General features: G+C 66.3%; 15 protein-coding genes. 8 read left to right on the top strand and 7 right to left on the bottom strand.

Translation table 11 applies throughout. From position 1 onward, the window contains the following. Positions 1-4: 4 nt before the first annotated feature. On the top strand, positions 5-586 hold the full coding sequence (gene aat, locus ACXN5S_RS06505; protein ID WP_458604792.1) for a leucyl/phenylalanyl-tRNA--protein transferase: 582 nt from the start codon (positions 5-7) through the stop codon (positions 584-586). On the opposite strand, the gene ACXN5S_RS06510 is transcribed toward aat, so the two are convergent. The 6 genes from ACXN5S_RS06510 to ACXN5S_RS06535 form a co-directional block, all read right to left on the bottom strand. Beyond that, positions 576-992, bottom strand: a complete 417-nt coding sequence (locus ACXN5S_RS06510) for a DUF2155 domain-containing protein (protein WP_458604591.1) — start codon at positions 990-992, stop codon at positions 576-578. The two genes, aat and ACXN5S_RS06510, sit on opposite strands and share 11 nt — an antisense overlap. Next, complete coding sequence (mlaD, locus tag ACXN5S_RS06515; protein WP_458604592.1) at positions 989-1,441, bottom strand: outer membrane lipid asymmetry maintenance protein MlaD; 453 nt, start codon at positions 1,439-1,441, stop codon at positions 989-991. The genes ACXN5S_RS06510 and mlaD overlap by 4 nt, the downstream gene beginning before the upstream one ends. A 4-nt stretch (positions 1,442-1,445) precedes the next feature. Further along, complete coding sequence (locus ACXN5S_RS06520; RefSeq protein ID WP_458604593.1) at positions 1,446-1,826, bottom strand: NADH:ubiquinone oxidoreductase subunit NDUFA12; 381 nt, start codon at positions 1,824-1,826, stop codon at positions 1,446-1,448. Between the two features lie 82 nt (positions 1,827-1,908). Then, positions 1,909-2,307 (bottom strand): RidA family protein, encoded by a 399-nt coding sequence (locus tag ACXN5S_RS06525; protein WP_458604793.1) that lies wholly within the window; start codon positions 2,305-2,307, stop codon positions 1,909-1,911. Positions 2,308-2,314: 7 nt separating this feature from the next. Next, positions 2,315-3,580: an ATP-dependent Clp protease ATP-binding subunit ClpX gene (clpX, locus tag ACXN5S_RS06530; protein ID WP_458604594.1), complete on the bottom strand. Its 1,266-nt coding sequence runs from the start codon at positions 3,578-3,580 to the stop codon at positions 2,315-2,317. 224 nt (positions 3,581-3,804) lie between these two features. Then, a complete protein-coding gene (locus ACXN5S_RS06535) occupies positions 3,805-4,440 on the bottom strand; it encodes an ATP-dependent Clp protease proteolytic subunit (protein WP_458604595.1) in 636 nt (211 codons plus the stop codon). Positions 4,441-4,596: 156 nt separating this feature from the next. Here ACXN5S_RS06535 and ACXN5S_RS06540 point away from each other — a divergent pair, with 156 nt between their 5' ends. Together ACXN5S_RS06540 and ACXN5S_RS06545 are read left to right on the top strand one after the other, a co-directional pair. Continuing rightward, the gene (locus ACXN5S_RS06540) at positions 4,597-4,962 is read left to right on the top strand and encodes an ArsR/SmtB family transcription factor (protein ID WP_458604596.1); all 366 of its coding nucleotides are present in this window, start codon (positions 4,597-4,599) and stop codon (positions 4,960-4,962) included. Beyond that, a complete protein-coding gene (locus tag ACXN5S_RS06545; RefSeq protein WP_458604597.1) occupies positions 4,955-5,434 on the top strand; it encodes an SRPBCC domain-containing protein in 480 nt (159 codons plus the stop codon). Before ACXN5S_RS06540 ends, ACXN5S_RS06545 begins: the two co-directional genes overlap by 8 nt. A gap of 77 nt (positions 5,435-5,511) precedes the next feature. Here ACXN5S_RS06545 and ACXN5S_RS06550 read toward each other — a convergent pair whose 3' ends face one another. Continuing rightward, positions 5,512-6,609: a YihY/virulence factor BrkB family protein gene (locus ACXN5S_RS06550; protein WP_458604598.1), complete on the bottom strand. Its 1,098-nt coding sequence runs from the start codon at positions 6,607-6,609 to the stop codon at positions 5,512-5,514. Between the two features lie 224 nt (positions 6,610-6,833). Between ACXN5S_RS06550 and ACXN5S_RS06555 the strand changes: the two genes are divergently transcribed. From ACXN5S_RS06555 to ACXN5S_RS06575, 5 genes are all read left to right on the top strand, one after another. After that, a complete protein-coding gene (locus ACXN5S_RS06555) occupies positions 6,834-7,472 on the top strand; it encodes a nucleoside triphosphate hydrolase (protein ID WP_458604599.1) in 639 nt (212 codons plus the stop codon). 308 nt (positions 7,473-7,780) lie between these two features. Next, positions 7,781-9,037 (top strand): glucose-1-phosphate adenylyltransferase, encoded by a 1,257-nt coding sequence (gene glgC / locus ACXN5S_RS06560; protein WP_458604600.1) that lies wholly within the window; start codon positions 7,781-7,783, stop codon positions 9,035-9,037. A gap of 29 nt (positions 9,038-9,066) precedes the next feature. After that, positions 9,067-10,497 (top strand): glycogen synthase GlgA, encoded by a 1,431-nt coding sequence (gene glgA / locus ACXN5S_RS06565; protein WP_458604601.1) that lies wholly within the window; start codon positions 9,067-9,069, stop codon positions 10,495-10,497. Continuing rightward, positions 10,497-12,599, top strand: a complete 2,103-nt coding sequence (gene glgX, locus ACXN5S_RS06570; RefSeq protein WP_458604602.1) for a glycogen debranching protein GlgX — start codon at positions 10,497-10,499, stop codon at positions 12,597-12,599. The genes glgA and glgX overlap by 1 nt, the downstream gene beginning before the upstream one ends. 40 nt (positions 12,600-12,639) lie before the next feature. Next, positions 12,640-14,271, top strand: a complete 1,632-nt coding sequence (locus ACXN5S_RS06575) for an alpha-D-glucose phosphate-specific phosphoglucomutase (protein WP_458604603.1) — start codon at positions 12,640-12,642, stop codon at positions 14,269-14,271. Positions 14,272-14,478 lie beyond the last annotated feature (207 nt).

Raw genomic sequence — 14,478 nt, forward strand, 5'->3', positions numbered from 1 at the left:
CCCGATGTCGGAAGGCCAGGACGACCCGGAGATCTTCTGGGTCGACCCGCGCTTTCGCGGCGTGATCCCGCTGAACGGCTTCCACGTCTCGCGCTCGCTCGGGCGCCGCATCCGCCGCGGCGCCTATGAGGTGACGTCGGATCGCGACTTCGAGGGCGTGCTCGCAGGCTGCGCCGACCGGCCCTCCACCTGGATCAATACCGAGATCGCTCAGGCCTACGGCGCCCTGCACGAGGCGGGCCATTGCCATTCCGTCGAAGTCTGGCAGGAGGGCCGGCTGGTGGGCGGCACCTATGGCGTGGTGCTGGGCGGCGCGTGGTTCGGCGAGAGCATGTTCAGCCGGGTGACGGATGCCTCGAAGCTCGCCCTCGCCCATCTGACCGAGCGGCTGCGTCGCGACGGTTTCTCGCTGTTCGACACGCAGTTCCTTACGCCCCACCTCGCCAGCCTCGGCGCGGTCGAGATCCCGCGCATGGTCTACCGTCGCCGGCTCGACGTCGCTCTGCGCGTGAATGCGCATTTCCGCGGAAAGGCAGAGGGGATGCCACCGCCAGCGCTGGGGCCTCTGACAGGCGCTATTCGCTGAGCGGTTCTTCTTCCGGCGGCGGCGCGGCGCCATCCGTCAGGCAGCTCAGCGGCCAGACGTCGTAGCGCGGGTGATCCATCGGGTTGAGGGCCGGGGCGGAGGCGATCATCCAGCCGCGAAACACTGGCTCGGCGGCATTCTGGTAATGCACTACGAGCCAGGCGAAGGCATCGCCCGAGGGGTTCGACGTGGGATAGCGGCACTCGCCGAGCGTGATCGACAGGTGCCCGAAGGCCTGCGTCTCGCCGGCCATCAAGGTGATATCCGTCACGCTGCCGGTGATCTTGTCGAGCACGCGTACCACCCCGCCGCGCGCCTCTTCGGCCACCTGCTGGGCAGAGGCAGATGCGGAAGCGAGCGCCAGTCCGGCAGCAGCGCACAGAGCGAGAGGCAGACGCAGGCTCATGGAGTCTCCGAACTTCCGCCGCCGATATAGGTGATCAGCAGCTGCAGCAGGCTGACGGCGCCCTGCGTGTCGGTGATCTGGCCACCGTCGGCCAGGTTCTCCAGATCGCCGCCGGGGAAGATCTCCACGAAGGAACCGCCGAGCAGGCCATCGGCCGCGATGACGGCGGTGGAATCGGTGGGCAGCGGCACTGCGCCGTCGAGCGACAGGTCGGCCACGGCACGGAAGGTGGCGGGGTCGAGCTCGAGATCGGAAACGCGGCCGATCTTAACGCCGGCCATCCGCACATCGGTGCCGGGCGCGATGCCCTCGACAGAGCGGAACGAAGCGGTGACGGCGTAATCACTGCCCGCCCCGTCAGAGACGCGGCCCGCGCCCCACCAGATGAAACCTGCGGCGACCAGCAGCACCAGGGCGCCGGTGGCCACCTCTACGGGCGACTCGCGCATGGCCCTACTCGGGGCTCCAGCTTTCGTAATCGGTGCGCTCAGCGGGCGCGCGGCGCAGCGAGCCGGGCGGCGCATAGGCCTCAGCCGTGCCTGTCAGGTTGGGCAGGTGCGGCTTTTCCCATTCGCGATGCATCAGCGGGCGCTCGCTTGGCGTCTCATCCCACGACCGGTGCAGCCAGCCGTGCCATTCGGGGGCCACTCGGGTGGCCTCGGCATAGCCGTTGTAGATCACCCAGCGCTTTGAATCGTCGGCATTGCGGTAATAGACGTTGCCCTCGGCATCTTCGCCAACCTTCGTGCCCTTGCGAGCCGTGAAGAGCTGGGTGCCCCAGGTCTGGCCGTTCCACCAGGTGAACGTCTTCATGAAAAAGGTCTTGAGCCCCATGTTCGCCTCGCGCCTTGGTTGGGCCTGTCATGCCGCATGTGCGCGCGAAGGTCCAGCGCGCAGGGCGCGCTTTCGCCGCTCGTCACGCCTGCGCGGTCAGCTCGATCTCGAACTTCATCGCCGGCGTCAGCAGCCGCGCCTCGATCATCGTGGCTGCCGGCGGATTCTCACCGAACGTCTCCGCCAGGATCGGCCAGCAGGCCTCGAAGGTGCTCGCATCGGGCAGGATGTAGGTGACCCGCACCGCCTTGGCGAAGGAGCTGCCCGCCTCTTCGAGCGCGCGGCCCACGATGGCCAGGGCGTTGCGGCATTGCGCGGCCACGTCATCGGGGAAGCTGCCATCGGCATCGGGGCCGGTGGTGCCGCTGACATGCACGAGACCGGCAGCCACCACGGCGCGGCAATAGCCGATCTTCGCCTCGAAGGCGCCGCCGCTATGGATACGCTGGATGGGTTCGGACAGCCCCGAGGGGCCGTCCATCAGGTCGTCAGCCGACACTCGCCGAGTCTTTCTTGCTGTCGGCGTAGATCATCAGCGGCTTGGCATCGGGGCCCACCGACTCTTCGTTGACGACAACTTCGTTCACGTCGCTGAGGCTGGGCAGCTCGAACATCGAATCCAGCAGGATATCTTCCATGATTGAGCGCAGGCCGCGCGCACCGGTCTTCCGCTCGATGGCGCGCCGGGCGATGGCCGACAGCGCGTCGTCGGTGAAGGTGAGCTTAGTATCCTCCAGCTCGAACAGGCGCTGGTACTGCTTGACCAGGGCATTCTTCGGCTGGGTGAGGATGGTCACCAGAGCGGCCTCGTCGAGGTCTTCCAGCGTCGCGATCACCGGCAGACGGCCGACGAATTCGGGGATCAGGCCGAACTTCAGCAGATCTTCTGGCTCAAGCTCTTTGAACACCTCGCCCACGCCGCGCGCCTCGGGGTCACGCACATCGGCACCGAAGCCCATGGCGCTGCCCTTGCCGCGCTGCGAGATGATCTTGTCGAGCCCCGCAAAGGCGCCGCCACAGATGAACAGGATGTTCGTCGTGTCGACCTGCAGGAACTCCTGCTGCGGATGCTTGCGCCCACCCTGCGGCGGAACGGAGGCGACGGTGCCTTCCATGATCTTCAGCAGGGCCTGCTGCACGCCCTCGCCGCTCACATCACGGGTGATGGAGGGGTTGTCGGACTTGCGGGTAATCTTGTCGACCTCGTCGATGTAGACGATACCGCGCTGCGCCCGCTCGACGTTGTACTCGCTGGCCTGCAGGAGCTTGAGGATGATGTTCTCGACATCCTCGCCCACATAGCCCGCTTCCGTCAGCGTGGTAGCGTCGGCCATGGTGAAGGGCACATCGAGGATGCGCGCCAGTGTCTGGGCCAGCAGCGTCTTGCCGCAGCCCGTGGGGCCGATCAGCAGGATGTTCGATTTCGCCAGCTCGATATCCGCCGATTTGCTGGCGTGGTTGAGCCGCTTGTAGTGGTTGTGCACCGCGACCGAGAGCACGCGCTTGGCATGCATCTGGCCGATCACGTAATCGTCGAGCACTTCGCAGATGTCGCGCGGGCTGGGCACACCATCGGTGCTCTTCAGGCCCGAGGATTTCTGCTCCTCGCGAATGATGTCCATACACAGCTCGACGCATTCATCGCAGATGAACACCGTCGGCCCGGCGATCAGCTTGCGGACCTCGTGCTGGCTCTTGCCGCAGAAGCTGCAATAGAGGGTGTTTTTACTGTCGCCGCCGCTTGCGTTCGCCATGTTGAATCCCCTGGCTGGTTCGGCCCTTCACTGCTGCCCTAGGCTGCTCTGTTCAAGCCTAGAACAGGGCGCTGGGGTCCACAATGACAAATGATTGTTAAGAGACCATGCCGCCGCTGGGCTGTGAGACGGCGGCTTTGGGCAGCTATGGCAGGGCGAGGTGAAGCTCGCCCTGCTTGTTTTATTGGGCGCGCGCCGCAGAGGGGCGCGCGCAAGACGTTGCGTCAGCTGACCGGCGCGTCGGCATCGGCGCCGCCACGGTTTTCGAGGATCTCGTCGATGTGGTTCCACTCCTTGGCCTCTTCGGGCGACATGAAGTTGTCGCGCTCAAGAGCCTTGTGGATCTCTTCGGTCGAGTGGCCGGTGTGCTTGGCGTAGATCGCGATCAGCTTGTCCTTGATCTTCTGCGTCTCGGCCGCGTGGATCATGATGTCCGTCGCCTGGCCCTGATAGCCGCCGGACGGCTGGTGAACCATGATGCGCGAATTCGGCAGCGAGAAGCGCATGCCGGCCGCGCCGCCACAGGAGAGGAGCGAGCCCATCGAGGCCGCCTGCCCCACCACGAGGGTCGAAACCTTCGGGCGGATGTATTGCATCGTATCGTAGATCGACAGGCCCGATGTCACCACGCCGCCGGGGCTGTTGATGTACATCGAGATCTCTTTTTTCGGGTTCTCGGCCTCGAGGTGCAGCAGCTGGGCCACGACAAGCTGGCTCATGCCGTCATGCACGGGGCCGTTCAGAAAGATGATCCGCTCCTTCAGCAGGCGCGAGAAAATGTCGTAGGCGCGTTCGCCCCGGCTCGTCTGTTCGACGACCATCGGCACGAGGTTCATGTAGGTCTCGACAGGGTCTTGCATGATTTCTCCTTGGGCGGGGTCGCCCCGGCGTTTCGGCGGCCGGACAGTATCGGCCATGTAAAGAAGCGGCCAAGCAGCTTCAAGGGCGGGAGGAGCGGCAGGCAGACCTGCGGTCTCCGGACTTGCCTATTGGTTAGCCCAACGTTACGGTAAGTCGTGACTTACGCAGATTCAACCCCTCCCCCGGCCGCCGATGCCGCCATCGCCGCTCTGGCCGACCCGACGCGCCGGGCGCTGGTAGAGCGGCTGCGCGCCGGTCCGCTGGCGGTGGCCACCCTCGCCGAGGGGTTGCCCGTCAGCCGCCCGGCCGTGTCGCAGCATCTCAAGGTGCTCTCCGGCGCCGGCCTTGTCGATGTGCGGGCCGAGGGGACACGGCGCATCTATGCCCTCTCGCCCGAGGGGGTCGCGCGGGTGCGTGCCTATTTCGAAACCTTGTGGAGCGATGCCTTCGCCTGTTTCGCGGCCAGCGCCGCCGAGCAGGCAAGAGCCGCCAAAGCGAACGAGGAGAACCCCGATGACTGAACAGCCCGCGAAACTGACGCCGGTGGAGACCAGCGTGCACGTGCCCCTGCGCCCGCGCGACGCCTTCCGCCTTTTCACCGAAAAGATGGAGGATTGGTGGCCGCTCGAGACACATTCTCTCTCCGCCGGCGAGGGCGAATTGCCCGCCGGCCTCAGCGTCGAGCCGCGCGAGGGCGGGCAGATCCGCGAGACCAGGCCGGATGGCACGCAGGCGAGCTGGGGGCAGATCAGTACCTGGCAGCCGGGCGAGCGGCTCGGCATCCGCTGGCATGTCGGGCGCGGCGAGGACGAGGCGACGGAAGTGGAGGTGACCTTCACGCCCACCGACACCGGCACGATCGTGCACCTCGTTCATTCCGGCTTCGAGCAGCTCGGCGCAGGCGGCGTGACGGCGCAGGCCTCCTACAGCTCGGGCTGGCAACTGGTGCTCGGCCGCTTTCAGCTGGTCGCCGGCCGGATGATCCTCGCCTGATGCCCCTGCCCGGCCAGCGGGCGACTCTGCCGGCGCTCCTCGCCCTGCCAGACGTGCTGCTGCTTGGCTGAGGGCTTCTAGCGCTCGGGCACCGAGCTGCCGTGGCCGGGGCGCTCGGGGTCGTCGTCATGCACGCTGACGGGCGGGCGCTCATTGGGCGGGCGCTCCTCATCCGGCAGGGTGCCGGGCTTTTCCAGATCGCCGGGGCCGATGTCGGGCATGTCCTCGTCGGGCATCTGCATCTCTTCGCCGGCGCTGGCCTTGGCCTCGTCTTCCTGCTCCTGTTCGCGGGCTCGCCGGGCGGCCTCTCGCTCGGCCTTGCGGGCGGCGATGCGCTCCGCCTTCAGCTCGCGCCGCCGCCGCCGCTCGGCCCTGAGCGCCACGTTCACCGCGCTGCCCACGAGGGCGAGGAGGGCCATGATGTAGAGCCACATCATCAGCGCCATGACTGCCCCGATCGAGCCGTAAAGTTCGTTGTAGCGGCCGAAATTGCTGAGGTAGAGCGAGAAGCCGGTGGAGGCGAGAATGCCGCAGAGCACCGCGAAGAAGGTGCCCGGGTTGGCGATGGAGGCCCGGTCGCCGGGCACGTTCGGGCCCCAGCGGTAGAGCGCCCCCAGCCCGATAAAGACGATGGCCACCCCTGCGAGCCAGCGCACCCCCTCGGCGATGAGCTGGGTAATCTGGGGCAGCGGAAGGATAGCCAGCACCAGCGGCGCCACGACCACCACTAGCAGCGCGAAGATGGCCAGCAGGATCAGCCCGCTCGTCAGCACCATGACGCGGATCATATGGGCCATGCCCGTCCGCTCCGGCGCGCCGTGAATTGCGTTGAGCCCCATGATCAGGGCCGAGACGGAGGCGCGCGATGTCCATAGCGCCAGCAGAACCGAGATGATGGTTGCCCAGCCCAGCGTGTCGCTCTGCGCCGCAAGAAGCCGCGAGATCTGGCTGTAGAGCAGGCGGAACACATCCTCGGGCATGAAATCACGCCAAAGCTCGAACTGATCCTCGACCACCACCGGGTCGGCGAGGATGCCGAAGAGCGCCACCACGGCGGCGATGGCCGGGAACACGGCGAACATGCCGAAGAACGCCACGCCCGCCGCGGCGAGGCCGAGGTCTGCGCGAGAGATATTCGCGATGATCGCCCGGACCACCCGGAGAGCGGTTTTCATATCCATCTGAAGATCATGCGGAATGTCGCCGCCCTTGTCACGACCTCCCGGCGAATACCGGCGCTTGCCGCAGAGGGAAGCACACAGCCCGTTTGAAGCTGCAGCACCTCGGTCTATGATTACCCCCGTGCGCCCCCGAACGGTGCGCCCGCCCCCGACGCTGCCAGCGCGGGTGGACGCATCTGGCGGTGGCGCCAGACCCATGTTGAACGGACCTGTCGCCTGTGCTGGACATCTCGTCGCAAGTCTCTGCGCTCGCCGAGCGCATCCATGCCGCCCGCGCGGGGCAGCCGCGCCAGCTGGTCGCCCTCGCCGGCCCGCCCGGCTCGGGCAAAACGACGCTGGCCCGCGAGCTGAAACGCCGCCTGACCGCGCAGCATTGTGAGGCAGAGATCGTGCCGATGGACGGCTTTCATCTCGACAACGCCGTGCTCGACGAGATGGGCATGCGAGGGCGCAAGGGCGCGCCGGAAACCTTTGACGCGGCAGGCTTTCTCTACCTAGTCTCGCGCCTGGCCGAAGGTGAGGAAGTGGCGGCACCGGTCTTCGACCGCACGCGCGACATCGCCATCGCCGGCGCCATGGTCGTGCCCTCCAGCTGCCCTGTCGTCATCGTCGAGGGCAATTACCTGCTGTTCGACGAGCATCCCTGGCGGGAGTTGGCGCAGGGCTGGGACCTGACCGCCTGGATCGAGGTGCCGAAGAGCGAGCTGCGCGCCCGTCTGGTGCAGCGCTGGCTCAACTTCGGCCTGTCGCGGACTGCCGCTATTCGCCGGGTGGAATCGAACGACCTGCCGAATGCCACCCGCATCATCGCGCGCGCCCTGCCCGCTGACCTCACTCTCACGCTTGAGGGCGCCTGAATGCGCCAAGTGTTGTGACAATTTGATCCATGCCTATGATGGGCTTTGCAGCCGCCGCACGCGTGGAGTTGAGATGTATCCAAAGAGGCAGACGGCGCCAGGCAGCGCGGGGCAGAATGCCCCCTCGCAGCAGCGCCATCGCCTCGGATCATTGCGCGTGACGGCAGCCCGCAAACGCCCCGCATTTCATCAAAAAGCAATCGGCGGAAGCTGCATGCGATTCCCTGGCGACACCGGGGAACGCAAGCGCTCTGGCATCCGTTCGACGGCATAAGCCCGGCACAGCGGGAGGACAGGGAGGAGGACACATGGAAACGAAGAGACTGACCCAGCGCTCGATGGCATTCGTGCTGGCGGGCGGGCGCGGCTCGCGGCTGAAAGAACTGACCGATTACCGGGTGAAACCAGCGGTGTATTTCGGCGGCAAGGCCCGCATCATCGACTTCGCCCTGTCGAACGCGCTCAATTCCGGCATCCGCAAGATCGCCGTCGCCACGCAATACAAGGCGCATTCGCTGATCCGCCACATGCAGCGCGGGTGGACCTTCTTTCGCGCCGAGCGCAACGAATTTCTCGATATCCTGCCTGCCAGCCAGCGGATGGACGAAAACTCGTGGTATCGCGGCACGGCCGACGCCGTGACGCAGAACATCGACATCGTCGACAGCTACGGCGTTGATTACGTGATCATTCTGGCCGGCGACCACATCTACAAGATGGATTACGAGATCATGCTGCGCCAGCATGCCGAAAGCGGGGCCGACGTCACCATCGGCTGCCTTTCCGTGCCGCGGATGGAGGCGACGGCCTTTGGCGTGATGCATGTCGATACCGAAGACCGCATCACCTCGTTCCTCGAAAAGCCCGCCGATCCGCCGGGAATTCCCGGCGAGCCCGACAAGGCGCTCGCATCGATGGGCATCTATGTCTTCAGCTGGAAATTCCTGCGCGACCTTCTGCAGCGCGACGCCGAAGACCCCAATTCCAGCCATGATTTCGGCAACGACCTGATCCCCGACATCGTGAAGAACGGCAAGGCGATGGCGCATCGCTTCGACGATTCCTGCGTGCGCGAGGAAGGCCGGCCCGCCTATTGGAAAGATGTCGGCACCATCGACGCCTTCCATCAGGCCAATATCGACCTGACCAATTTCAATCCCGATCTCAACTTGTGGGACAATGAATGGCCGGTTTGGACCTATTCCGAAGGTGCGCCGCCCGCAAAGTTCATCCATGACGAGAAAGACAGGCGCGGCATCGCCATCTCTTCGATGGTCTCCGGTGGCTGCATCATTTCGGGCACCGAGGTGCGAAATTCGCTTCTTTTCACGCAGGTGCACACGAATTCTTACGCCGTCCTCGATCATGCCGTTGTTCTGCCATACGTCACTGTCAATCGCTCGGCACGGCTGCGACGGGTGGTCATCGACCGGGGTGTCGAGATTCCCGAAGGGCTCGTCGTTGGCGAGGATCCGGCGGAAGATGCCAAGTGGTTCCGCGTCAGCGAGGGCGGCGTGACCTTGATCACGAGCGCCATGCTGGACAAGCGCGCCGCGTCTCTTTGAGGCGCGGAAGATAGGCGAGAGGGGCCTTGATGAGGGATGTGCTGTCGGTGGCGTCGGAATGCGCGCCACTGGTCAAAACGGGCGGGCTCGCCGATGTGACAGGCGCCCTGCCCGGCGCGCTGAAAGAGCATGGCGTGCGGATGAAGACCCTCCTGCCCGGCTATCCCGCCGTCATGGCGGCAATCGGCTCGGCCGGCACGCTCTATGAAGAGCAGGATGTCTTCGGCGGCCCCGCCCGCATCATGGCCGGCACGGCCGCGGGGCTCGACCTGCTCGTGCTCGACGCCCCGCATCTCTTCGCCCGCGAGGGCGGGCCCTATCTCGACCCCGAAGGCCGCGACTGGCAGGACAATGCCCTGCGCTTCGCGGCCCTCTCCTGGATGGCCGCGCGCATCGGCGCCGGCGCCCTGCCCGGCTGGCAGCCGCATGTGATCCATGCCCATGACTGGCAGGCCGGGCTCGTGGCGGATCACCTCGCCATGCAGGGCGCAGGTAAGGTGGGCACCGTGCTCACCATTCACAACATCGCCTTCCAGGGCCTCGTGCCCGCCGAGCGGCTGGAGGATCTGCGCCTCGATCCGCTGCGTTACCATCCTGACGGGCTGGAATATTGGGGCCAGCTTTCGATGCTGAAAGCGGGGCTGACGCTTTGCGACAAGCTCACCACCGTCTCGCCCGGCTATGCCGGCGAGCTGATGCGCCCCGCCTTCGGCATGGGGCTCGACGGGGTGATGCGCGCCCGCCGCGCCGATCTGGCCGGCATTCTCAACGGCATCGACACCGAGGTGTGGGACCCGGAGACAGACCCGCTGATCCCCGCGCCCTACGGCAAGCCGCGCGGCAAGGCCGCCAACAAGGCGGCCCTGCGCGCCGAATTCGGCCTGCCGGAAACCGACGGTCCGCTCTGCATCGTCGTCTCGCGCCTGACCGAGCAGAAGGGCCTCGACATGCTGCTCGACGCCCTGCCCGTGCTGATGGAATGCGGCGGGCAGCTCGCCCTTCTCGGCTCCGGACAGCGCGAGATCGAAGAGGCACTGCGCGGCTATGCCGAGACCCATGACAATATCGCCGTGCGCATCGGCTATGACGAGGCGCTGTCGCACCGCATGATGGCGGGCGCCGATGCCATCCTCGTGCCCTCGCGCTTCGAGCCCTGCGGGCTGACCCAGCTTTACGGCCTGCGCTACGGCGCGCTGCCCATCGTCGCCCTCACCGGCGGGCTGGCAGACACCGTCATCAACGCCTCGCCGGCAGCTCTCGCCCGGCCTGTGGCAACCGGGCTCCAGTTCCACCCGGTCGATGCGGAATCACTTAAGAATGCCCTTGCAAGGCTTTGCGATCTCTACTCTTCTCCGCGAACCTTCCGGCAGCTGCAGAAGAACGCGATGGCTCAGCCGGTGGGCTGGCACAGCTCTGCCGCGGAATATGCGCGGCTGTATGAAGAGGTCTCTCCCGCCTGATGCCGGGACGCTACGCAATCAAGCCGGGCCGGTCCTTCCCACTCGGCGCCACCTTCGATGGCGAGGGCGTGAACTTCGCCGTCTTCTCGGAACATGCGACCCGCATGACGCTGTGCCTGTTCTCCGACGACGGGCGCGACGAAACGCTGAACATCGACCTGCCCGAGCATGACGGCCATGTCTGGCACGGCTATCTCACCGGCATCCGCCCCGGCCAGCATTACGGCTACCGTGCCCATGGCCCCTACCGGCCGGATGAGGGCCACCGGTTCAACCCGCACAAGCTGCTGATCGACCCCTACGCCAAGAAGCTCTCGGGCCACCCGCGCTGGCACGACGCGCTGATGGGCTACGACGTTGGCGCCATGCACAAAGACCTGACGTTCGACACCCGCAACTCGGCCCCCTACATGCCGCGCTCGATCGTCGTCGATCCCTGCTTCTCCTGGGGCAACGACCGCGCGCCGCGCACGCCGATGCATGACACGGTGATCTACGAGGCGCATGTGAAGGGCCTGACCGCCGCCAAGCCCGGCACGCCCTGGCCCGGCACCTATCTCGCCCTCGCCTCCGACCCCGTGATCGACCACCTGGTGAAGCTCGGCATCACTGCTATCGAGCTGCTGCCGGTGCATTCGTTCATCGATGACCGCTTCCTTCTCGACAAGGGGCTGAAGAATTACTGGGGCTACATGTCCATCGGCTTCTTCGCTCCCGAGCCGCGCTACATGGCGACGAACGACATCGGCGAGTTCCAGCACATGGTCGCCCGCCTGCATGCCGCCGGCATCGAGGTGATCCTCGACGTGGTCTACAACCACACCGCCGAGGGCAACCAGCTGGGGCCGACGCTGAGTTTCAAGGGGCTCGACAATGCCAGCTACTACCGGCTGGCCGAGACGCCGCGCTACTACATCAACGATACCGGCACCGGGAACACGCTGAACGTCGACCACCCCATGGTGCTGCGCATGATCATGGATTCGCTGCGCTACTGGGTGGAGATCATGCATGTCGACGGCTTCCGCTTCGACCTCTGCTCCACGCTCGGCCGCACCGAGGAGGGCGGCTTCGACCGCGGCGCCGCCTTCTTCGATGCGTTGCGGCAAGACCCGGTTCTCTCTCGCGTGAAGCTCATCGCAGAGCCGTGGGACATCGGCCCCGGCGGCTATCAGCTTGGCGCCTTCCCCCCGCCCTTCGCCGAGTGGAACGACAAGTTCCGGGATGAGGTGCGCAGCTTCTGGCGGGGCGACAGCGGCATGGCGCCGAGGCTGGCCAACCGCATCACCGGCTCGGCCCAGCAGTTCGACCATGACACCCGCGCCGCCACCTCCTCGGTCAACTTCCTGACCGCCCATGACGGCTTCACGCTGATGGATGTGGTCAGCTACGCCGGCAAGCACAACGAGGCGAACGGCGAAGACAACAACGACGGCCATTCGGAAAACCTCTCCGACAATATGGGCGAGGAAGGCCCGACGACGGACAAGGCCCGCAAGGCCGCCCGCGCCCTTCGCCGCCGCAACATGCTGGCGACGCTGCTCTTTTCGCAGGGCACCCCGATGATCCTCGCCGGCGACGAGCTGGGCAATAGCCAGCAGGGCAACAACAACGCCTATTGCCAGGACAACGAGATCGGCTGGGTCGACTGGGCCTCTGCCGATACCGAGTTCCTCAAGTTCGTCCGCCAGATCATCGCCTTCCGCAAGGCGCACCCGACGCTGCGCCAGAAGCGCTTCCTGCACTCACGCCCCCGCCTGATCGACGGAAAGCCAGACCTGTTCTGGCGCCGGGCCGATGGCGCAGTGATGAGCGAAGAGGATTGGGCCCAGCCGGAGCTGCGCTGTGTGATCTGCGAGATGCGCACCGCCTCGGGCACGCCCGATTACGCGGCGCTCGAACACGCGATCCTCTGCGTCTACAATGCCGGGGCGGGGGTCAACGTCACCCTACCGTCGCCGCCCGAGGGGCGCCGCTGGGTGCGCCATATCGACACCGCCCGCCCCTATGCCGGCCCCAAGCCGGCGCGCGATGTGGCGCGGGTACGCCAGAACTCCGTCGTCGTCTTCGTTCAGGAAGAGACGGCGCAAAAGAAGAGCTGACGGGCAATCCCGCAGCCGAAATGACAGGAGGAGCCGCGCGATGGAGATCATCGAAACGCCGACCAAGCCGATCGAGGGCCAGAAGCCCGGCACCTCGGGCCTGCGAAAGAAGACGCATGTCTTCATGGGCGCGCATTATCTGGAGAACTACGTCCAGTCGATTTTCAACGGCATCGGCGGTGTCGATGGCAAGGTGCTCGTGCTCGGCGGCGACGGGCGCTATTTCAACGACCGCGCCGCGCAGGTGATCCTGCGCATGGCGGCGGCCAATGGCGCGGCCAAGGTCATCGTGGGCGTCGGCGCCCTGCTCTCCACCCCCGCCGCCTCGAACCTGATCCGCAAGCGCGGCACCGATGGCGGGCTGATCCTCTCGGCCAGCCACAACCCCGGCGGGCCGGATGAGGATTTCGGCCTCAAGTACAACGGCCCCAACGGCGGCCCGGCCAGCGAGGGCGTGACCGACCGGATCTATGCTGCGACGCAGACGATCACCTCCTACCGCATCGGCGAAAGCACCGACATCGACCTCTCCGCCCCCGGCACCCATCGCCTCGGCAAGATGGAGATCGAGGTGGTCGACCCGGTCGAAGACTACGCGGCCCTCATGGAGGAGCTCTTCGATTTCGACGCGCTGAAGGCCCTGTTTGCCGGCGGCTTCACCATGGTCTTCGACGCGATGCATGCCGTCACCGGCCCCTATGCGACCGAGATCCTCGAAAACCGTCTCGGCGCTGCGAAAGGCACCGTCATCAATGGCCAGCCCAAGCCCGATTTCGGCGGCGGCCACCCCGACCCCAACCCGATCTGGGCCAAGCCGCTGGTCGACCAGATGATGGGCGCTGACGCCCCCGATTTCGGCGCCGCCTCCGACGGCGACGGCGACCGCAACATGATCCTCGGGCGAGGTATCTACATCACCCCGTCGGACAGCCTGGCCGTGCTGGCCGCCAACGCCACGCTGGCCCCGGCCTATAGCGGCGGTCTGGCCGGCGTCGCCCGCTCGATGCCCACCTCTGCGGCGGTGGACAGGGTGGCCGAGAAGCTCGGCATCGATTGCTTCGAGACGCCGACAGGCTGGAAGTTCTTCGGCAACCTTCTCGACGCCGGCCGCGCCACGCTCTGCGGCGAGGAAAGCGCCGGCACGGGCAGCGATCATGTGCGCGAGAAAGACGGGCTCTGGGCCGTGCTCCTCTGGCTCAACATCCTCGCCAAGAGCGGCAAGTCCGTCGCCGAGCTGATGGAAGACCACTGGAAGACCTACGGCCGCAACTACTACTCGCGCCACGATTACGAGGATGTCGACGCCGGTGTGGCGAACGAGATGGTCGAGGATTTGCGCGCTCGGCTGACGGAACTGCCTGGGCAAGAGCATGGAGGGCTGGTCGTCGAAAGCGCGACGGAGTTCGCCTATGACGACCCGGTCGACGGCAGCCGCTCAGAGCGGCAGGGCCTGATCGTCACCTTCGAAGGCGGCGCCCGCGCGGTCATCCGCCTCTCGGGCACCGGCACTGTCGGCGCCACCATCCGGCTGTACCTGGAGCGGCTGGAGACCGAACCGGCGAAACTCGGCGACGACCCGCAGGACGCACTGGCGCCCGTGATCGCAGCAGCCGAAAGCCTTGCCGGCATCAAGGCCCGCAGCGGGCGCGACGGGCCGAACGTCATCACCTAGAACTGGGTCGCCGCCATCCCGGCCGGCCAGGCAGCGGAACACCGCACGCCGGCCCTTGGGATGGCGCCCCGCTATGCCCGCGACTGCGCTTTATGCCAGCCACACCCCTCCCGGCGGCGGGCTAAGCGGTACCTTCACCAGAGCGGCGGCGCGAAGGCCTTGATTCCGCGCGCGGTGCAGAGCTGCAAGGCGGGTGTTCAACCCGCC

Source organism: Pseudoroseicyclus sp. H15 (genome assembly GCF_054353345.1).